This is a genomic window from Streptomyces sp. NPDC002076, from assembly GCF_053593835.1.
In genome coordinates this window covers 106,184-125,845 of the sequence record NZ_JBSFDI010000023.1, presented here as the reverse complement: position 1 = coordinate 125,845, position 19,662 = coordinate 106,184, and the positions used below count along the sequence as shown (strand labels likewise).

Genomic DNA, 19,662 nt, shown 5'->3' with positions numbered 1-19,662 from the left:
GTCCGCTGTGTCCACTGTGTCCCTGAGCCGCACCGCTGTGGCCGTCGCCGGCGCGGTCGCCACCGTCGCCGCCCTCACCTCCTGCGCCGCCCACGCGCCGGAGACCGCCGCCGCCGGCTCGGACAGCGGCAAGAAGACGTTCGTGGTCGGCTACTCCCAGTCCAACAACGCCGAGCCGTACCGCGCCCAGCTCAACGCGCAGCTCCAGTACTTCGTCAAGAAGTACCCGGACCTCAAGCTGCTGCCCATCACCGACGCGCACCAGGACAGCGCGACCCAGGTGAGCCAGGTGCAGAACTTCATCCAGCAGAAGGTCGACGTCCTGATCCTGTCGCCCAACGAGCCGGCCCCGCTGACCGCCGCGGTGCAGCAGGCCTGCTCCGCGCACATCCCGGTCATCGTCCTGGACCGCACCGTGAACACCGACTGCTACACGTCCTTCATCGGCGGCGACAACTACAAGATCGGCAAGATGGCGGGTGAGGCGGCGGTGCAGGCCCTGCCGCACGGCGGCAACGTGGCCGAGCTGCAGGGCACCCTGTCCGACCAGCCGCAGATCGACCGGGACAAGGGCTTCAGAGACGCCATCGCCGGACACAACATCAACATCGTGTACCACCAGGAGGCGAAGTGGCTGAAGGCCAACGCCACCGCGATCACGCAGCGTTGGCTCGACCAGAACAAGAAGATCGACCTCGTCTACGGTGAGAACGACGACATGGCCCTCGGCGCCGTGCTCGCGGCCCGCGGCGCCGGAAAGGCCGACGGCATCAAGTTCGTCGGCATCGACGGCCTCGCCATCCCGACCGGCGGCATCCGCGCCGTCCAACTCGGCCAGATGTACACCACCTTCATCTACCCGACCGGCGCGCAGGAGGCGGCGGCCACCGCCGAGGCCATCGTGCACGGGAAGACCGTCGGCAAGAAGCAGACCCTGCAGACGACCAGGATCACCAAGGACAACGCCGCGGACGTCTACCAGCAGTACGACATGTCCGCCAAGCTCGGCTGAGCCGGTCCGCCCCGGACACCACCAGGAACCCATGGCGCCCGCCATGGGTTCCTGGTCTGCCGCCCCGCCGTTGTCAGTGGCGGGCGCTACGGTCTGCCCCGTGAACGCAGTACGCGCGGCGCTCGATCATGTGCTGGGCCTCATCGCGGACGCTCCCTGGAGCGCGAACCTGGTCCTGCGCGGCAGCATGGTGATGCCGGCCTGGGTCGGGGACGCGGCGCGCCAACCGGCCGATCTGGACTGGGTGGTGCTGGAGGACGCCGTCGGGGTCGACCTGCTGGACCCGTATCCGTACGTCGACCGGCTCGACGTCGTGCAGCAGTGGCCCGAGGCCGCCGACGGCGCGGCGCGGTACGAGATGTGGACGTACGAGGAGTTCGACACCGGCGGGCAGCGGCCGCTGCTCCCGCCCGAGGGGCTGCACTGGCTCCCCGAGGAGGACGCCGTGGAGCCCGAACCCCCGTACGCCGACCTGCTCGAACGCGTGGCACGGCACCCGGAGGCCGCCCCCGGCCTCCTCCTCGACGCAAAGAAGGCGCGCGTCGACGGCACATGGACCTACGCCGCCTACGACACACCGGGCGTGCGCCTGCTCATCCCCTGGCACGCCGACGGCCTGCCCTCCGGCGAGGTGCGGCTGGACTTCGCCCGCGACGAGACACTGCCCGAACCCCCTGTCTGGACTCTGATACCACGCGGCGACGGCGGTGGCCCCGTCCCGGTGCGCACGGCGAGCCGCGAGCTGTCCCTGGCCTGGAAGCTGCTCTGGCTGCACAACGACAGCCGGGACGGAGGGCGCGCACAGGGCAAGGACCTGTACGACGCGGTCCTCCTCGCCGAGGCGGAAGGCGCCCGGCTCCCACCGCGCCTGCTGCGGAAGGTCTTCGACCGGGCCGCCGGCCCCGCGGACCCGCACACCGCCCTCGACCCGGCCGCGGTGCTGCGTTGGGACGTGGACTGGGCCGCGTTCCGGGACCGTCACCCGGCCGTCCGGGGAAGCGCGCAGGACTGGCTGCGCCGACTTGCCAGGGTGCTGGCTCCCTCCTGAGGCCGTACCGGAAAATCACATGCCCCCGGCCGCCTACCTCTCGTACCGTCATCCCGTACCGAGCGCCGCCACCACCGTACGGCGGCGCCTGTCGTCCGACACCGAGGGGAGCCCGGCCGTGCCCGCACGCACCGCTGTCGCCGCTCCCCGTTCCCGGTACGAGGTGATCCTCGTGTCCCGCACCGTCCGGTGCCCGCTGCGCGGCCGGCACCGGACGCCCGTGACGTCTTTCTGAGCTGGGACGCACGGGTAATCGCGCTGCCCTTTTCCGATCCTCACAGATCCCCAGAAAGGCCCTGGGCCGTGCGCACGAACCTCACCACCCTCGCCGCCGTCCGCAACCTCGGCATCCTCGCCCACGTCGACGCGGGCAAGACCACCGTCACCGAGCGGATCCTGTACGCGACGGGCACCACCCACAAGCGGGGCGAGGTGCACGACGGCACCACCGTCACCGACTTCGACCCGCAGGAACGCGACCGCGGCATCACCATCTTCGCCGCCGCCGTCACCTGCGCCTGGGACGGGCACCGCATCAACCTCATCGACACCCCCGGCCACGTCGACTTCGCCGACGAGGTCGAGCGCTCACTGCGCGTCCTGGACGGGGCGGTCGCCGTGTTCGACGCCGTCGCCGGGGTCGAGCCGCAGAGCGAGTCGGTCTGGCGGCAGGCGGACCGGCACGGCGTGCCGAGAATCGCGTTCGTCAACAAGATGGACCGTGCGGGCGCCGATCTCGACCGGGCCGTGGCGTCCATCCGGCAGCGGCTGCATCCCGTACCGCTCGTCGTCCAGCTCCCCATCGGCGCGGAGGACGGGTTCACGGGTGTGGTGGACCTCGTACGGATGCGCTCGCTGGTCTGGGCCGACGGCGCGGGCACGGCCGTGGCGGGGCCCGTGCCCGAGGCGCTGGCCGAGGAGGCGGTACGGCGGCGCCGGGCGTTGGAGGAGACGGTCGCGGAGCTGCACCCGGCCGCGCTGGAGGAGTTCTGCGACCGGGAGACGCTCGGCGCCGACACGCTCGCGGGAGCGCTGCGCGACCTCACCCGCACCGGGGACGGCGTGGTCGTCCTGTGCGGCTCCGCCTACCGCAACCGCGGTATCGAGCCGCTGCTGGACGCGGTGGTGGCGTATCTGCCCTCGCCGCTGGACGTCCCCGCCGTGCGTGGTGTCCACGAGGGCGCCGGTCAGGAGCGGGCCGCCGATCCCGAAGTGCCGTTCGCGGGGCTCGTGTTCAAGGTGAGCGCGAGCGCCACCGGGCGGTTGGCCTACGTGCGCGTGTACTCGGGCACGATGGAGAAGGGAGACACCGTGTGGGACCCGGGCACCGGGCGCACCGAGCGCGTGGCGCGCATCCTGCGGGTCAGGGCGGACCGGCACGTCCAGCTGGACCGGGCGGTCGCGGGTGACATCGTCGCGCTCGCCGGTGTGAAATCGGCTCGGGTCGGCTCCACGCTGTGCGAGCCCGGCGCCCCGCTGCTCCTGGAACCGCCGGTGGCCGCCGAGCCGGTGGTGTCCGTCGCGGTCGAGGCCCGCCGCGCCACGGACACCGGCCGGCTGGCGACGGCACTGGCACGGCTGGCCGAGGAGGACCCCTCGCTGGTGGTGCGCACCGACGCCGAGACCGGGCAGACCGTGCTGTCCGGCATGGGCGAACTCCACCTGGAGGTCGCGGTGGAGAAGATCCGCCGGGACGGGGGACCGGAGGTGAGTGTGGGCCGGCCGCGGGTCGCCTACCGCGAGACGGTCGTCGAGGGCGTGACCGGGTTTGTGTTCCGGCACGTCAAACAGGACGGCGGGGCCGGGCAGTTCGCCCATGTCGTGCTCGATGTGGAACCGCTCGGCCCCGAAGTCGGCGCCACCGGCTTCGAGTTCCGCTCCGCGGTGGTCGGTGGAGCGGTGCCGCAGGAGTATGTGCGCGCGGTGGAGGCCGGTTGCCGGGACGCGCTCGCCGAGGGTCCGCTGGCGGGGAACCCGGTGACCGGGCTCCGGGTCACGCTCACCGACGGCTCGACCCATGTCAAGGACTCCTCCGACACGGCCTTCCGCACCGCCGGCCGGCTCGGCCTCCGCGAGGCCCTGCGCGCCTGCGCGACGGCACTCCTGGAACCGGTCGCCGAGGTCACGGTGACCGTGCCGGAGGACGCCGTCGGCTCGGTCCTCGGCGACCTGGTGTCCCGGCGTGGCCGGATCGGCGGCTCCGAGACCCGTGGCGGCGCGGCCGTACTGACCGCGACCGTGCCACTGGCCGAACTGTTCGGCTACGCCACGCGGTTGCGCAGCCGCACCCAGGGCCGCGGCACCTTCACGACCCGCCCCACCGGCTACGCCCCGGCATCCCGACCGGTGCCGGTCCGGTAGCGGGGCGGGGCCCGCACCACCAGCCGATGCGGTGGGGTGGTGCGGGCCCCTCCTCCGAGAACACGTCCCACGCAAGCGGGTGGCAAGCCCACGCCACTCCACCCCCGGCTCTCACACCAGCCTCCCCTCCACCGCCGCCCGCCAAGCGGGTCCCGTCGGCTGCTGCGGCGCCGGGCGGGGGCGGTGGCCGCCGGAGCTGAAGAACGCCGCGAGGGGGAGGACCGCAGCGCCGATGGTGACCGCGTCGGGGCCCAGCTTGCCCAGTTCGATGCGGACCCGGCCCGCGGGGTGCCGCAGGGCCCGGGCCAGGGCGTGGGCGCGGACCTGCTCCAGGAAGGCGCCGCCTAGTTGCAGGCCGGCCCAGCCGCCGATCAGGACCCGCTCGGGCTGGAAGAGGTTGATCAGATCGGACAGGCCCGCACCGAGATACTCGGCGGCCTCGGCGAGCACGGCCGCGGCCACGGGATCGGGTTCTCGGCTGCCGTGGGGGTTGGCGGTGGCTGTCTGGTCGGCGGTGTTGCCGCCGTTGGGATCCGCGGCTGCCCGGCCGCCGCCAGGACCGCCCGCGGCCGTCCGGCCGTCCCCCGGCCGGGCCGCGGCCAGCAGTTCGGTCAGCGCCTGCTCCTCGCCCGCCCCGGCCGACGGTCGGCCGCCCGCCTCCCGCCAGCGGGCCACCAGCGCCGACGCCCCCGCATACGCTTCCAGGCAGCCGAGTGCCCCGCACCGGCAGCGGCGCCCCGCGACCCGTACCGTCAGATGCCCCCACTCCACCGCCCGCCCCCGCGCCGCCTCCTCGGTGACCACGCACGCGCCGACACCCGAACCGAACAGCACCACCACCGCGTTGCGGGCTCCGCGCCCGCCGCCGAACCACATCTCCGCCTGCCCCAGCGCCTTCGCGCCGTTGTCGATGAAGTACGGGACGTGCGAGGGAAGCGGGACAGCGGCGCGCAGCAGCCGTTCCAGCGGTACCGCGTCCCAGCCGACCGTCTGGCCGTACACGACCGCGCCCCGCCGCCCGCCGTCCTCGACGATGCCGGGCACGCCGACGCCGACGCCGAGCAGTTCGCCGGATGCGAGCCCAGCCGTGCGCAGTACGTCCGCGATGCCGTCGGCGACATGGCCGACGACGGCCTCGACGTCGTATCCGCGCGGCCCCAACGGGCGTTCGGCTCGGGCGAGTTCGGCGAGGCCGAGGTCGAGCAGCTCCACCCGGACCCGGGTCTCGCCGACGTCCACCCCGATCAGCCGCCCGCTGTCCGGCCGTATCCGCAGCAGGCGGCTCGGCCGGCCCGCGTCCGTGTCGACCGCGCCGGCCTCCTCCACCAGGCCGTCGGCGAGCAGTCCGGTCACGACGTTGCTGACGGAGCCTGAACTCAGGCCGGTCGCCGGGCCCAGCGCATGCCGGCTCATCGGCCCGTCGACATACAACCGTTGCAGAACGGCGCCCCGGCTCTCCCGTCGCAGGTCACGCACCGTACGGCCGCCCACCGCTGCCACCTGGCCTCCCTGTTTCCGGACCGTTCGGCGGTTTGCCGCTGCCGGATCTCTTGACGAGCGTTTCTCCTGAGGTTTAACTCACGTCCTAAATTAAGCCATGAGGGGGCTTCGGGTGGCGAACGGGTGTCGACCCCCGTGAGCAGCCTCGGGTCCTCGACTCCCGGAAAGGGACACCAGGAGCCATGCGCAGCATCCGAGCCGCGGCCACAGGCGCCGTCACCCTGTCTCTCGTCCTCGCGGCCACGGCCTGCGGAGGCGGCTCGTCAAGCGGCGGCGGGTCCAACGACTCGCCGAAGACGCTGACGTACTGGGCCTCCAACCAGGGCGCCAGCATCGCCGTCGACAAGCAGGTCCTCCAGCCCGAACTCGACAAGTTCCAGAAGCAGACCGGAATCAAGGTGAAGCTGGAGGTCGTGCCCTGGTCCGACCTGCTCAACCGGATCCTCACCGCGACCACCTCGGGTCAGGGCCCGGACGTGCTGAACATCGGCAACACCTGGAGCGCCTCGCTGCAGTCGACCGGCGCGCTGCTGCCGTGGGACGCGAAGAACTTCGCGAAGATCGGCGGCAAGGACCGGTTCGTCGACTCCGCGCTGGGCTCGACCGGTGCGGCGGGCAAGGACCCGGCCGCGGTCCCGCTCTACTCGATGGCGTACGCCCTCTACTACAACAAGAAGATCTTCGCCGACGCCGGGATCAAGCAACCGCCCGCCACCTGGGCCGAGTTGGTTGCCGACGGCAAGAAGATCCAGGCCAAGGGCAAGTCCGCGCTCGGCGCCGAGGGCTCGAACCTGTCGGAGAACATCCACCACGTCTTCGTCTTCGCCAAGCAGCACGGAGCCGACTTCTTCACCGCCGACGGCAAGCCCGACTTCACCAACCCCAAGGTGGTCGAGGCGGTCAAGAGTTACGTCGACCTCATGGCGAAGGACAAGGTCATACCGGCCGGCGACGCCGAGTACGCGCAGAACCAGTCCGTCAGCGACTTCGCCAAGGGCAAGCAGGCCATGCTGCTGTGGCAGTCCGCCTCCGCCAACCTCAAGTCCCAGGGCATGAGCGAGGACGCCTACGGCATCGCGCCCGTCCCCGTGATCTCCGGCACCCCCGGCACCGGCACCCAGGTGAACTCGATGGTCGCCGGCATCAACCTCGCCGTCTTCAAGAACACCCACAACCTGGACGGCGCCACCAAGTTCGTGAAGTTCATGACCTCCGACGACGAGCAGAAGATCCTCAACACGGCCTACAGCTCCATCCCGCCGGTCAAGTCCGCGCAGGCGGACGCCGCGTTCGGCGCCCCCGCCACCGCCGTGCTGAAGAACACCCTCGCCACCAGCGCGGCCGCCCTGCCGCAGGTCGCGTCCGAGTCGCAGTTCGAGACGGCGGTCGGTACGGCCGTCAAGGACCTGTTCGCCGACGCCGCCGCCGGGCGCGCGGTGACCACCGACTCGGTCAAGGCCGCGCTGCAGAAGGCCCAGCAGCAGATGCCGGCGGCGTGAGCACGAAGATGACGACCACCGCGTACAAGGAGCCGGTGGCGCAGGCACCGTCCGGTGCGGCGAAGCGCGAATCCCGCGGCCGCACCGGGCGGCTCCGCCGCGTGTCCCTGCCGTACCTCCTGCTCCTGCCCGCCCTGCTGCTCGAACTCCTCGTCCACCTGGTGCCGATGGTCATCGGCATCGTGATGAGCTTCAAGGAGCTCACCCAGTTCTACATCCGCGACTGGAGCACCGCGCCCTGGTCCGGCCTCGGCAACTACAAGGTGTCGGTGGACTTCAGCGCGCCCGTCGGGGACGCGCTGCTGCACTCCTTCTTCGTCACCGTCGGCTTCACCCTGCTGTCGGTCGGCCTGTGCTGGCTGATCGGCACCGCCGCCGCGATCTACATGCAGGACACCTTCCGCGGCCGCGGACTGCTCCGGGCCCTGTTCCTGGTGCCGTACGCCCTGCCGGTCTACGCGGCCGTCATCACCTGGGTGTTCATGTTCCAGCACGACAACGGCCTGGTGAACCACGTCCTGCACGACCAGCTGCACCTCACCGGCAAGCCTTCCTTCTGGCTCATCGGCGACAACAGCTTCTACGCGCTGCTGACCGTGTCGGTGTGGAAGGGCTGGCCGTTCGCGTTCCTCATCGTCATGGCCGGGCTGCAGAACATCCCCCGGGAGCTGTACGAGGCCGCCGCGCTGGACGGCGCCGGGATGTGGCAGCAGGTCCGCCGCATCACCCTGCCGTCCCTGCGCCCGGTCAACCAGGTGCTGATCCTGGTGCTCTTCCTGTGGACGTTCAACGACTTCAACACGCCGTACGTGCTGTTCGGCAAGTCCGCCCCCGAGGCCGCCGACCTCATCTCGGTCCACATCTACCAGGCGTCCTTCGTCACCTGGAACTTCGGCACCGGTTCGGCCATGTCCGTTCTGCTGCTGCTCTTCCTGCTGTTGGTGACGGGCGTCTACCTGCTGTTCACCTCGCGCGGACGGAGGGCCGCCGATGTCTAGCCCACCCCTCGCCTCACCGATGCGCAACTCGCCGATGGCGCCGCCGCGTTCCTTCATCTGGTCCCGGCGGATCTTCCTCACCCTGCTCACCGGTTTCGTGCTGATCCCGGTGTACGTGATGGTCTCCAGCTCCCTGAAGCCGCTCGCGGACGTGACCGGCAAGTTCCGCTGGCTGCCGAGCGGCCTGACCATCCGCCCGTACATCGACATCTGGTCGACGGTCCCGCTCGCGAAGTACTTCATGAACTCGCTGATCGTGGCGGGCGCGGCGACGATCTGCTCGGTCGTCATCGCGGTGTTCGCGGCGTACGCGGTCAGCCGCTACGACTTCCGGGGCAAGCGCGTCTTCACCGTGACGGTCCTGTCGACGCAGATGTTCCCGGGCATCCTCTTCCTCCTCCCCCTGTTCCTGATCTACGTCAACATCGGCAACGCCACCGGCATCGCCCTGTTCGGCTCCCGAGGCGGCCTGATCCTGACGTATCTGACCTTCTCCCTCCCGTTCTCCATCTGGATGCTGATCGGGTACTTCGACTCGGTGCCGCGCGACCTGGACGAGGCGGCGCTGGTGGACGGCTGCGGCCCGCTCGGCGCGCTGCTCAGGATCGTCGTACCGGCCGCCGTCCCCGGCATCGTCGCGGTCGCCGTCTACGCCTTCATGACCGCGTGGGGCGAGGTGCTCTTCGCGTCCGTCATGACCAACGACACCACTCGCACCCTCGCCGTCGGCCTCCAGGGCTACTCCACCCTCAACGACGTCTACTGGAACCAGATCATGGCCGCCTCGCTGGTCGTCAGCGTGCCCGTGGTGGCCGGCTTCCTGCTGCTGCAGCGCTATCTCGTCGCCGGTCTGACGGCGGGCGCCGTCAAGTGACCCGAGCGACCAACACCCCTGATCCCGAAGGGACTTCCGTGTCCGAACGCATCGACCTCGCCGCACTCCCGCACGACTTCCTGTGGGGCACGGCCACCGCGGCGTACCAGATCGAGGGAGCCGTCGCCGAGGACGGCCGTACGCCCTCGATCTGGGACACCTTCTCGCACACCCCGGGGAAGACCGCGAACGGCGACACCGGCGACGCCGCCTGCGACCACTACCACCGCTGGCGCGAGGACATCGGCCTGATGCGGCAACTCGGCCTGAACGCCTACCGGTTGTCGGTGGCCTGGCCACGCGTGCTCCCCGGCGGGACGGGGGCCGTCAACCCCAAGGGCCTCGCCTTCTACGACGCGTTGGTGGACGCCCTGCTGGAGGCCGGCATCACCCCGTCCGTCACCCTCTACCACTGGGACCTGCCGCAGGTCCTCCAGGACCGCGGCGGCTGGCCCGAGCGGGACACCGCCTTCGCACTCGCCGAGTACGCCTCGGCGGTCGCCACCCGCCTCGGCGACCGGGTCAAGCTCTGGGCCACCCTCAACGAGCCGAGCTGCTCGGCCTGGATCGGCCACCTGGAGGGCAAGATGGCCCCCGGCTGGACGGACCTCACCGCCGCCGTCCGCGCATCCGCCCACCTGCTGCTGGGCCACGGCCTCGCCACCCAGGCGATCCGCGCCGCGGCGCCCGGCGCCCAGGTCGGCATCGTCAACAACCTCTCCACCGTGCACGCGGCCACCGACCGCCCCGAGGACATCGCGGCCGCCCGCCGCCACGACGGCCATGTCAACCGCTGGTGGCTCGACCCGGTGCACGGCCGCGGGTTCCCGGCCGACATGCTTGAGACGTACGGCGTCGAACCCCCGCTGCGAGCAGGCGACTTGGCGACGATCTCGGCCCCGCTGGACTGGCTGGGCCTGAACTACTACTTCCCCGCGTACATCGCCGACGCCCCCGACGGCCCGGTGCCGTACGTCCGCGCGGTGCGCCGCGAGGGCGTTGCGCGCACCGGCATGGACTGGGAGATCGACGCGAGCGGCATCGAGACGCTGCTGCTGCGGCTCACCGAGGAGTACGGCGCCCGGAAGATCTACGTCACCGAGAACGGTTCCGCCTTCCCGGACGTGGTCCGCCCCGACGGCAGCATCGACGACCCCGAACGCCAGGACTACCTGGAGCGCCATCTCGCCGCCTGCGCCTCGGCCGTGAGCAAGGGCGCCCCGCTCGCCGGCTACTTCGCCTGGTCCCTGCTGGACAACTTCGAGTGGGCGTACGGCTACGACAAGCGCTTCGGCCTGGTCCACGTCGACTACCGCACCCAGGTGCGCACGATCAAGGGCAGCGGACACAGGTACGCGGACATCGTCCGTGTACACCGCGGCCAGGCACGCCGGGCCGCCTGAGCCGGGCCCGGCCGGCCGGTGGGCACGGGAAGGGAGCCCGCGCCCACCGGCCCCACAATCGCCCTCTGCGCTGTCATGCACGTGGACCGGAAATACCCCTCCACCCGTGCGGGTGGAGCAGAAGGGATAGCTGGTCGGCTGTTCCAAGATCCCGTACCCGGCGGTGCGAAGCGCGCTTCTGCCCGGGCCATCGCCAGGCCGGCCTCGCCCGCTGCCCGGGCGGGCCCCCGGTTTGTAGGGACCAGGGCTCCGGCCGGGCAGCGGGCGAGGTCCGGGCCAATCGGCTACTCCGGGGGTGTGGGGGTCTCGGGGGTGCGGTACATCGCCTGGACGTCCAACTCGAGCTGGATGGTCGGGCCGACGACCGCGATGCCGCGTGCCAGCATCGAACGCCAGTTGAGAGTGAAATCCTCGCGGTGCAACTCCGTCTTCGCCAGTGCCGCGCAGCGGAGTTCCTGCTCGTAACCGCCGTTCACCGTACCGAGGTACGTCGTGTCGAGGCTCACGGACCGGCTCATGCCGTGCATGGTGAGCGTGCCGTTCAGCGTCCACCTGGAGCCGCCGCGGTAGACGAACCGGGTGCTGGCGAAGTCGATGTACGGATAACGCTCGACGTCGAGGAAGTCCGCGGAACGGAGGTGGTTGTCGCGGGTCTTGTTGCCCGTGGTGATGCTGGAGGCGTCGATGCGCACCGACACCTGGGAGTCGGCCATGTCCGATGCGATGCGGATGCCGCCGTCGAAACGGGTGAAGCGGCCGTGGACGTGGGCCATGCCCACGTGTTTGGCGATGAATCGGATCGCGGTGTGCGGTGGGTCGAACAACCAGGTGCCGGGCGGCGGAAGTTCCAGCTGACGGGCGGGCAGCAGCGCGATACGGGCCAGGGAGTGGACGAGCCCGTCGGCAATGTCGACGTTCTCGCGGGCGGGCGTGAGCCCCTCCGACACGGCCATCACGCTGTAGGAGCCCGGCGGCAGCGTCACCATGAACAGGCCGTACGGGTCAGTGGTGCCGCGAGTCACGACGCGGTGGCTGTCCAGCGCGGTCACCGTGACCTCGGCACCGCCCATGGGCTGCCCCAGGGGATCCACGACCTCGCAGCCGTAAGCGCCCGCACCGGCCGGCAGCGGTACCGACAGACCCGTGGCACCGGAAGCACCGCGGGAACGCCGACGTCGGAGCAGTCCGAGGGCCATGCTGTGCACCTTTCTTCACGCCTGTCACCACTGCGAGGCCCGCTCATCTGTCGGCGTTCGTGGTCACCGAGATGGTCCAGGTTCTGGTTGCAGGCGCGATGAGATTTACTATTCAACGATCATAGGGCAGGCGGTGGGGAGCAGTGCTTCACTTGTGCCGGAGCCGCAGCAAGGCTCTCTGAAGTGCTCGGCCACGGCGTATGGCCTCAACTACAGGCGCTGCCAAGGTGTTTCGGGTTCGCGCTTTGCATCGCTGCTGCGGGGAAGGGGACCGGAACTGCCGCGACGTTCACGCACTGCCCGCGATGTCGCCACACACACCACACATCCACCGTCGCCGCAACCTGCCGCCGGCGGTTGGACGGGAGGCGGACCCAGGTCCCGCTCCGGGGAACCGCTTGCCGCCGGAGTGATGTGCCGCGAGGTGCTCTTCGAGCACGACAAGCTGTGTGTGGAGATGGCGGACCGGGTCAGCGCACCCCGGACCATCGCCAACACATGCTGGCGGCCAGGCGGCGTCTTGTCGCCGTCGTCCCCTCGCGGGAGTACCGGGCCGAGGCCGTCACCGACGGCCATGGGGTTCGCTGGACCAGGAGACGTACGGGCTGTCGCGAGCCCTGATGCAGGCGACGAAGAGCAGACAGCGTTCGGACATCAGGTCCGTCCCGAGCTGCGTGGCGTCCGCCTCTGGCGGCGTGACCGCTTTCGGGAAGGGCAGCGCGCCGTCGTTGGTGTCGATCACCGCGACGCAGCGGAACTCCAGACCCTCGAACGAGTGCATGGTCCCGACTCGCACGGCCTCCGCTTCCCCCGCGGCGTCGACTGGTCGCAGCGCTGCGGCGGGGATGCCGGCGGCCTTGAGGCGGGCCACGGTCCTGGCGCACGTCTTGTTGAATCTGGTGCTGTGCTGACGCCTATCTCCCCGGCGCCGACACCGGCCCCCGTCCACGCCCGCACCTGGGCGACCAGGGCATCCAGTTCCTCGTCCCCGGTCTTCGCACACTGCACGGCGGGCCCGTCGCCGTGCAGCGCGGAGCGGAACCCGAGCAGGGTCTCGTCGCGGCGCTCGTCCTCCAGCTGGGCGATGGGCCGGCCGACGAGCAGGGCCGTGGAGCAGTGAAGTATCTCCTGAGTGCTGCGGTAGTTCTTGCGCTGCTTCACCGACCGCCCCGTTGTCTTGATGCCGAAGGCTGTCCTGCGCCTCATGAGTCTCCTCGCGGTAGCGCGCGGCCGTACCAGCGCACTGACTGCGGACGAGGAGGTGATCGCAGAGGACCCGGCCGCGCCCACGCTCGTCGGAACAGCAGTGCAAGAGCTTCGCACGGAGAATGGTGTCGAGATCTACGCGATCTACGAAAGCCGCCGCGTCAACACCTACTACGACCCTTCTTCTCGCACGGTGACGATTCCCGCCGGACCTGGCCGCGGCGAGTACGACACCCCGAGCGGGGCCGCAGTCGCCGTGGTGCGCGCCCTCAATCCGCACGTCAATCCGAATCGCAACGGATGGTCCTTCTGGATCGTCACCGTCACAGGGCAGCTGTTGCAGAGCCTCCGGTAGACGATGTCACGACTGTTCGAGCTCCGCCTGCTTGACGCCACGCTTGTGGAGCCTTACACACCTGCGGCGCGAAGGCGGGCCCCATGCCCGGCGATCGCGCCGCTTCAGACCGGGAAGGGCCCGGACCGGCAAACCGGTCCGGGCCCTTCCCGATGCCGGAGGCCGTCGCTCAACGCCCCACCAGCTCCAGCACCTTCCCCCCGGTCGCCGCCTCCACCGAGATGCGCGAGGTGCGCCACAGCCACCGCACGTCCCGGCCGAAGGACCACAGCAGTGAGCCCAGGGCGACGAGCACGACCGCGAGGTTCGCCAGGTGGGGGAGGAGTTCGGCGCCGGCCAGGAGCAGGGCGATGCCCTGGATCGCGGCGACGGTCTTGCGGGCGAAGGACGGCGGCAGGGGGGCGTTCAGCCAGGGGGCGATCCGGGCCGCGGCGACGAAGGCGTAGCGCATGCCGCCGATCAGCAGGACCCACGGACCGAGTTGCGTGGACACGTACACGCTCAGGACCAGGATCAGGAACGCGTCCACCTCCATGTCGAAGCGCGCGCCCAGCGCGGTCGACGTCCCGGTGCGGCGGGCCACCTTGCCGTCCACCCCGTCCAGCAGCAGTGCCACGGCGGTCAGGCCGACCAGCAACGTCACCGGCGGCGCGCTCTCGAAGGAGTCGGCGACCAGGGCGGTCACTCCGCCCACCAGGGTCGCCCGGCCGAGCGTCACGCGGTTGGCGGGGCCGAAGGTGCGCAGGCAGGAGCGGTGCAGGGCCCGGGAAAGGACCGCCCAGGTGGCGAACGCGAACGCCAGGCCCGTAAGCCAGCCGGCCGGCCCCATGCCTATCGCCGTTCCGAGCAGGGCCAGCAGCAGGAGCTGGATGCCCGCTCCCACCGCGGTCTCCTGCTGAGGCCTGGCGTCATACGTGTTGTTCAGGGCCACCGCACACCCTCCGGCCGAGTGACAGAGTCGATCAACGCCGCGTACTGTGCGCGGCCTGTGCACTTCTCGGTACGTGAACAACTTCCCTACTGTTCAGGAGGATGCCGATGAACCGCTCGGCCCGCGCGTTCTGGCTTCGCTCACCGGGCCACGGTGAGCTGCGCGACATCACCCTCGCGGAGCCCGCCGAGGACGAGGTCCTGGTGCGCGCCCTGTACTCCGGGGTGAGCCGCGGCACGGAGACGCTCGTGTTCCGTGGCGGGGTGCCGGAGAGCCAACACGCCGTGATGCGGGCGCCGTTCCAGGAGGGCGACTTCCCGGGCCCGGTGAAGTACGGCTACCTCAGCGTCGGCGAGGTGGAGGAGGGACCGGCCGAGCTGGTCGGGCGTACGGTCTTCTGCCTGTATCCGCATCAGAGCCGTTACGTCGTTCGGGTGAACGCCGTGACCGTCGTGCCCGAGCGGGTGCCCGCCGAGCGGGCCGTGCTCGCCGGCACGGTGGAGACCGCCGTGAACGCCCTGTGGGACGCGGCGCCGCTGATCGGCGACCGGATCGCGGTGGTCGGCGGCGGCATGGTCGGCTGCTCGGTGGCCGCCCTGCTGGCCCGCTTCCCCGGCGTCCGGCTGCAGCTCGTCGACGCCGACCCGGAACGCGCCAAGACCGCCGAGGCGCTCGGCGTGGACTTCGCGGCGCCCGACTCCGCCCTCGGCGACTGCGACCTCGTCGTGCACGCCAGCGCCACCGAGGCCGGTCTCACCCGCGCGCTGCAACTCCTCGCTCCCGAGGGTACGGTGGTGGAACTGAGCTGGTACGGCGACCGGCGCGTCGCCCTGCCGCTCGGCGAGGCGTTCCACTCCCGCCGGCTCACCGTGCGCAGCAGCCAGGTCGGCACCGTCTCCCCGGCCGCCCGCGCAGGCCGCGGTTACGCCGACCGGATGGCGCTCGCCCTCGACCTGCTCGCCGACCCTGCGCTGGACGCGCTCATCACCGGGGAGAGCGCTTTCGAGCAACTCCCGGACGTCATGCCGAGGCTCGCCTCGGGCGAGATCCCCGCCCTGTGCCACCGGATCCGGTACGCCGGGACGGGCCTGACCTGAGAAAAGAGTGAGAGTGGGCTGAACACGGGGAACCGAAGAGCCGTACTACACGGCATCCCCCGGCGGGTAAGGACAGGGGGACCAGACGCGTCGTACCTGGAGGGTCGTCCGTTGTTCAGCATCACCGTCCGCGATCACATCATGATCGCCCACAGCTTCCGCGGCGAGGTGTTCGGGCCCGCGCAGCGCCTGCACGGCGCAACGTTCCTCGTGGACGCCACCTTCCGCCGCGAGCAGCTGGACGAGGACAACATCGTGGTCGACATCGGCCTGGCCACGCAGGAACTGCGCCTCATCACCGCCGAGCTGAACTACCGCAACCTCGACGACGAGCCCGACTTCGCCGGCGTCAACACCTCCACGGAGTTCCTCGCCAAGGTCATCGCCGACCGGCTCGCCGAACGCGTCCACAAGGGCGCGCTCGGCGAGGGCGCCAAGGGCCTCGCGGGCATCTCCGTCACCCTGCACGAGTCGCACATCGCCTGGGCGAGTTACGAGCGTGGCCTGTGACCGGGGCGACCACGGAGCGGTCACGGCTGTCCTACGTCCCGGCGCAGCTCACAGCCGCCGCCGTCGAGAAGGCCGGAATCATCCCCATGTCCCTGCGCACCGTGCACTTCGTCCTGCCGGGCGGCATCGACGACCCGGCCGCGCCGAGCGGCGGCAACGCCTACGACCGCCGGGTCTGCCTGGACCTGCCCGGCTTCGGCTGGCAGGTCACCCGGCACCCCGCGCCCGGCACTTGGCCGCGCCCCGACCAGGCCGCCCGCGACCAGCTCGCCCGCATCCTGAGGGACCTGCCGGACGACGCGGTGGTACTGCTGGACGGGATCGTCGCCTGCGGCGTCCCGGAGGTCGTCACCCCGCACGCCGACCGGCTGCGCCTCGCCGTGCTCGTCCACCTCCCGCTGGGCGACGAGACGGGCCTCGCCCCGGCCGTCGCCGCCGACCTCGACGCCCGCGAACGCGCCGTGCTGCGCGCCGCGCCCGCCGTCATCGCCACCAGCGACTGGGCCGTACGGCGGCTCGTCTCCCATCACGGACTGGCCCCCGAACGGGTGCATGTCGCCGCGCCCGGCGCCGACATCGCGCCCCTCGCGCCCGGCACCGACGGCGTCTCCCGGCTGCTGTGCGTGGCCGCCGTCACCCCGCGCAAGGGCCAGCACCGGCTCGTGGAGGCCCTCGCGGCGGTACGGGACCTGCCGTGGACCTGCGAGCTGGTCGGCGGACTCGGCCACGATCGCGCGTACGTCGCACAGTTGCGCGAGACGATCGCCGGATACGGCCTCGCCGACCGGCTGCACCTGACCGGCCCGCGCTCCGGCGCCGACCTCGACGCCACCTACGCCGCCGCCGACCTGATGGTCCTCACCTCCTACGCCGAGACCTACGGCATGGCGGTCACCGAGGCCCTGGCCCGCGGCATCCCGGTGCTCGCCACCGACGTCGGCGGACTGCCGGAGGCCGTCGGCCGCGCCCCCGACGGCGGGGTGCCCGGCATCCTCGTCCCGCCGGAGGACCCCGGCGCGCTCGCCGCCGAACTGCGCGGCTGGTTCGGCGAGCCCGACGTACGCCGCCGGCTCAAGTCCGCCGCCCGCGGCCGCCGCGCCGCGCTCGACGGCTGGGCCGCCACCGCCCGCAGCCTGGCCGGAGTCCTCGCACGGCTCCCCGAAGCTCCGAGGAGGGCGGCATGACCGCGCAGGAGACCACGACGAACGGCATGGCGTCGATCCCGGCCCAGGCCGGACCGAGGGAGGTGGGTCCCGTGCGCAGGGCCGAGGACGAGCGGAACCCGGCACTCGAGGCCGGTCACGAGGAGCCCGGCGTCCCGGGCGGCCCGACGGCTTCGGAGGCGTCCGGTACGGCGGAGAGGGACGGCGCCTTCGGGGCGGCGAACGGTACCGGGGCCCCGGTTCGAGAGGCGGTGTCCGGGAGAAGCGGTGCGGGGCGGTTCGACGGCGTTGCCGACGACGGGGAGCGCGGTACGGATGCCTCGGTCGTCGCCGGGGCCGGACCCGTAGGCCGACCCGGTGAACGGGCCACCGTACGGCTGCGGCACGGCGAACCCGAGGAAGCGCCCCGGTACGCGCCCGAATGGCTCAGGCTGCGGGAAGGGGCCGATGCGGCCGCCCGGGCACAGGACCTGCTGGACCCCTTGCGGATCCGGCTGGCGAACCTGCCGGGCCGCACCGGCGCGCTCGCCGTGCACGACCTGGGCTGTGGCACCGGCTCCATGGGGCGCTGGCTCGCGCCCCGCCTGGACGGCGCCCAGCACTGGGTCCTGCACGACCGCGACCCCTACCTGCTGCACTTCGCCGCCGTGGGCTCCCCGCACTCCGCCGCCGACGGCAGCAGCGTCACCGTCGAGACCCGGCGCGGTGACGTCGCCCGGCTGACGCCGGACGCGCTGGCCGGGGCCTCGCTGGTCACCGCCTCCGCGCTGCTCGACGTGCTCACCCGCGAGGAGATCGGCACCCTCGTCGACGCCTGCGCCGGGGCCGGCTGCCCCGCGCTGCTCACCCTGTCGGTCGCCGGACGCGTCGAACTCACCCCCGCCGACCCGCTGGACACGGAGATCGCCGAGGCGTTCAACGCCCATCAGCGGCGCGCCGGGCTGCTCGGCCCGGACGCGGTCACCGTGGCCTGCGAGGCGTTCGCCGCACGCGGGGCCGCCGTAAGCGTGCACCCGAGCCCTTGGCGGCTCGGCCCCGAACAGGCGGCGCTGACCGAGCAGTGGCTGCGCGGCTGGGTGGGCGCGGCCGTGGAACAACGGCCCGAACTGCACGACCGCGCCGAGCGGTATCTGCGGGACCGGCTCGCCGCCTGCGCGGCCGGTGAGCTGCGGGTCGTGGTCCACCACAGCGACCTGCTGGCCCTGCCCCGGCCGACGGGCGGCGCGTCATGAGTTCGCGGCCGGTGACGCCCTCCGGCACGGCGCACGCACGCGTGCACGATCCGGCAAGGGGCCACGTGCGCGGGCACGACGGCGGTCCGGCGGATGTGTGCGTGTACGGTGCCGGCACGATCCACACGCGTGTGCCGCGTGGGGGCACGGCGCAGGCTGAACGACCGTCATCGCACCCGGAGCCGTCGTCGCCCTCGCTCTCGGTACCGCCGGCTGCTGAATCCACCCCCGAGCCCTCGCAACCCCCGCAGGCCTCCGCCTCCCGGCGCCCGCGCTTGCGTGCGCTGCGGACGCACTTCGGCACGGCTGCCGGGGCGGTCATCCTCGGGGCCCTGTTGTGGCGGCTGGGTACGGGCGTGCTCGTCGACGGGCTGCGGCGGATCGACGCCGTGACGGTGCTGGCCGCGCTGGGCATCGGCGTGGTGACCACCGTGCTCAGCGCCTGGCGCTGGCAGTTGGTGGCTCAAGGGCTGCGCATCCGGCTGCCGCTCGGCCCCGCCGTCGCCGACTACTACCGGGCGCTGTTCCTGAACGCTGCGCTGCCCGGCGGGATCCTGGGCGATGTGCACCGGGCGGTCCGGCACGGACAGAGCGCCGGTGACCTGCGGCGCGGGGTGAAGGCCGTCGTACTGGAACGCGTCGCTGGGCAGCTCGCGCTGGCCGTGCTCGCCGTGGTGGTGCTGCCGACGCTGCCGTCGCCGGTGCGCGCCGAGGCCCGCGACTTCGCCCCGCTGGTCGCCCTCGGGTTGGCCGGTGCGCTCGCCGTCGCCCTGGCCGTGCGGATGAACCACGCGTCCGCCCGCCGGGCCGGCGGCCTGCGCACCGCCCTCGGCGAGGCGCGCCAGGGCCTGTTCTCCCGCCGGGGCGGGCCGGGCATCGCGCTGTCCTCGGCCGTCGTCCTGGCCGGGCACGTGGCGATGTTCGTCGTGGCGGCCCGGGTCGCCGGCTCCGCCGCCTCCGCCGCGCAGTTGGTGCCGCTCGCGGTCCTCGCCCTAGTCGCCATGGGACTGCCGCTGAACGTCGGCGGCTTCGGGCCCCGCGAGGGCGTCACCGCCTGGGCGTTCGGCGCCGCGGGGCTCGGTGCGAGCACCGGGGTCGCTGTCGCCGTCGTGTACGGCGTGCTGAGCTTCGTGGCGAGCCTGCCCGGCGCCGTCGTCCTCGCCGTGCGCTGGTACGCCGGCCTGCGCGCCGACACCGCCATGGCGGACCCCGCCACGACGGACCCCGCCAAGTTGGACAAGGCCGCGCCCCAACCGACGGACCCCGACCCGGTCTCC

Annotated in this window: 16 protein-coding genes and 2 pseudogenes; 14 read left to right on the top strand and 4 right to left on the bottom strand. The window is 71.9% G+C overall.

Annotated features, from left to right (window positions below; translation table 11 throughout):
* Positions 1 to 7 precede the first annotated feature (7 nt).
* The 4 genes from ACWCQS_RS36480 (at position 8) to fusA (ending at position 4,421) form a co-directional block, all read left to right on the top strand.
* Positions 8 to 1,012: a substrate-binding domain-containing protein gene (locus tag ACWCQS_RS36480; RefSeq protein ID WP_451008450.1), complete on the top strand. Its 1,005-nt coding sequence runs from the start codon at positions 8 to 10 to the stop codon at positions 1,010 to 1,012.
* Positions 1,013 to 1,112: 100 nt separating this feature from the next.
* Positions 1,113 to 2,060, top strand: a complete 948-nt coding sequence (locus tag ACWCQS_RS36475) for a nucleotidyl transferase AbiEii/AbiGii toxin family protein (protein ID WP_451008449.1) — start codon at positions 1,113 to 1,115, stop codon at positions 2,058 to 2,060.
* Between the two features lie 19 nt (positions 2,061 to 2,079).
* The gene (locus tag ACWCQS_RS36470) at positions 2,080 to 2,295 is read left to right on the top strand and encodes a hypothetical protein (protein ID WP_451008448.1); all 216 of its coding nucleotides are present in this window, start codon (positions 2,080 to 2,082) and stop codon (positions 2,293 to 2,295) included.
* Positions 2,296 to 2,363: 68 nt separating this feature from the next.
* Positions 2,364 to 4,421: an elongation factor G gene (gene fusA / locus ACWCQS_RS36465; RefSeq protein WP_451008447.1), complete on the top strand. Its 2,058-nt coding sequence runs from the start codon at positions 2,364 to 2,366 to the stop codon at positions 4,419 to 4,421.
* Between the two features lie 111 nt (positions 4,422 to 4,532).
* On the opposite strand, the gene ACWCQS_RS36460 is transcribed toward fusA, so the two are convergent.
* Positions 4,533 to 5,921: an ROK family protein gene (locus ACWCQS_RS36460; protein WP_451008446.1), complete on the bottom strand. Its 1,389-nt coding sequence runs from the start codon at positions 5,919 to 5,921 to the stop codon at positions 4,533 to 4,535.
* A gap of 182 nt (positions 5,922 to 6,103) precedes the next feature.
* Between ACWCQS_RS36460 and ACWCQS_RS36455 the strand changes: the two genes are divergently transcribed.
* The 4 genes from ACWCQS_RS36455 to ACWCQS_RS36440 are packed head-to-tail and all read left to right on the top strand — an operon-like array spanning position 6,104 to position 10,695.
* Positions 6,104 to 7,420 carry an ABC transporter substrate-binding protein gene (locus ACWCQS_RS36455; RefSeq protein ID WP_451008445.1) on the top strand — a complete coding sequence of 439 codons (1,317 nt, stop codon included), beginning with the start codon at positions 6,104 to 6,106 and terminating at the stop codon, positions 7,418 to 7,420.
* An 8-nt stretch (positions 7,421 to 7,428) separates the two neighbouring features.
* A complete protein-coding gene (locus ACWCQS_RS36450; RefSeq protein WP_451008471.1) occupies positions 7,429 to 8,418 on the top strand; it encodes a carbohydrate ABC transporter permease in 990 nt (329 codons plus the stop codon).
* A 34-nt stretch (positions 8,419 to 8,452) separates the two neighbouring features.
* Positions 8,453 to 9,292 (top strand): carbohydrate ABC transporter permease, encoded by an 840-nt coding sequence (locus ACWCQS_RS36445; RefSeq protein WP_451008470.1) that lies wholly within the window; start codon positions 8,453 to 8,455, stop codon positions 9,290 to 9,292.
* Between the two features lie 38 nt (positions 9,293 to 9,330).
* A complete protein-coding gene (locus ACWCQS_RS36440; protein WP_451008444.1) occupies positions 9,331 to 10,695 on the top strand; it encodes a GH1 family beta-glucosidase in 1,365 nt (454 codons plus the stop codon).
* Positions 10,696 to 10,979: 284 nt separating this feature from the next.
* Here the strand turns inward: ACWCQS_RS36440 and ACWCQS_RS36435 are convergent, their stop codons facing one another.
* Together ACWCQS_RS36435 and ACWCQS_RS36430 are read right to left on the bottom strand one after the other, a co-directional pair.
* Positions 10,980 to 11,891, bottom strand: a complete 912-nt coding sequence (locus ACWCQS_RS36435; protein ID WP_451008443.1) for a YceI family protein — start codon at positions 11,889 to 11,891, stop codon at positions 10,980 to 10,982.
* A gap of 562 nt (positions 11,892 to 12,453) precedes the next feature.
* Positions 12,454 to 13,082 (bottom strand): annotated as a pseudogene (locus ACWCQS_RS36430) (3'-5' exonuclease); the annotation flags it as partial.
* 13 nt (positions 13,083 to 13,095) lie between these two features.
* Here ACWCQS_RS36430 and ACWCQS_RS36425 point away from each other — a divergent pair.
* Positions 13,096 to 13,452, top strand: coding sequence for a hypothetical protein (locus tag ACWCQS_RS36425; RefSeq protein ID WP_451008442.1), 357 nt, complete (start codon positions 13,096 to 13,098; stop codon positions 13,450 to 13,452).
* A gap of 169 nt (positions 13,453 to 13,621) precedes the next feature.
* Here ACWCQS_RS36425 and ACWCQS_RS36420 read toward each other — a convergent pair whose 3' ends face one another.
* On the bottom strand, positions 13,622 to 14,383 hold the full coding sequence (locus ACWCQS_RS36420; RefSeq protein ID WP_451008441.1) for a CDP-alcohol phosphatidyltransferase family protein: 762 nt from the start codon (positions 14,381 to 14,383) through the stop codon (positions 13,622 to 13,624).
* Between the two features lie 107 nt (positions 14,384 to 14,490).
* Between ACWCQS_RS36420 and ACWCQS_RS36415 the strand changes: the two genes are divergently transcribed.
* The 5 genes and pseudogenes from ACWCQS_RS36415 to ACWCQS_RS36395 form a co-directional block, all read left to right on the top strand.
* Positions 14,491 to 15,480 carry a dehydrogenase gene (locus tag ACWCQS_RS36415; protein ID WP_451008440.1) on the top strand — a complete coding sequence of 330 codons (990 nt, stop codon included), beginning with the start codon at positions 14,491 to 14,493 and terminating at the stop codon, positions 15,478 to 15,480.
* A gap of 111 nt (positions 15,481 to 15,591) precedes the next feature.
* Positions 15,592 to 15,990: a 6-pyruvoyl trahydropterin synthase family protein gene (locus tag ACWCQS_RS36410; RefSeq protein WP_388627085.1), complete on the top strand. Its 399-nt coding sequence runs from the start codon at positions 15,592 to 15,594 to the stop codon at positions 15,988 to 15,990.
* Positions 15,987 to 17,174, top strand: coding sequence for a glycosyltransferase family 4 protein (locus ACWCQS_RS36405; RefSeq protein ID WP_451008439.1), 1,188 nt, complete (start codon positions 15,987 to 15,989; stop codon positions 17,172 to 17,174). The genes ACWCQS_RS36410 and ACWCQS_RS36405 overlap by 4 nt, the downstream gene beginning before the upstream one ends.
* Positions 17,171 to 18,385, top strand: a complete 1,215-nt coding sequence (locus ACWCQS_RS36400; RefSeq protein ID WP_451008438.1) for a class I SAM-dependent methyltransferase — start codon at positions 17,171 to 17,173, stop codon at positions 18,383 to 18,385. The genes ACWCQS_RS36405 and ACWCQS_RS36400 overlap by 4 nt, the downstream gene beginning before the upstream one ends.
* Positions 18,382 to 19,521, top strand: a pseudogene (locus ACWCQS_RS36395) (lysylphosphatidylglycerol synthase transmembrane domain-containing protein); the annotation flags it as partial. The gene ACWCQS_RS36400 and the pseudogene ACWCQS_RS36395, both read left to right, overlap by 4 nt.
* Between the last annotated feature and the right edge of the window lie 141 nt (positions 19,522 to 19,662).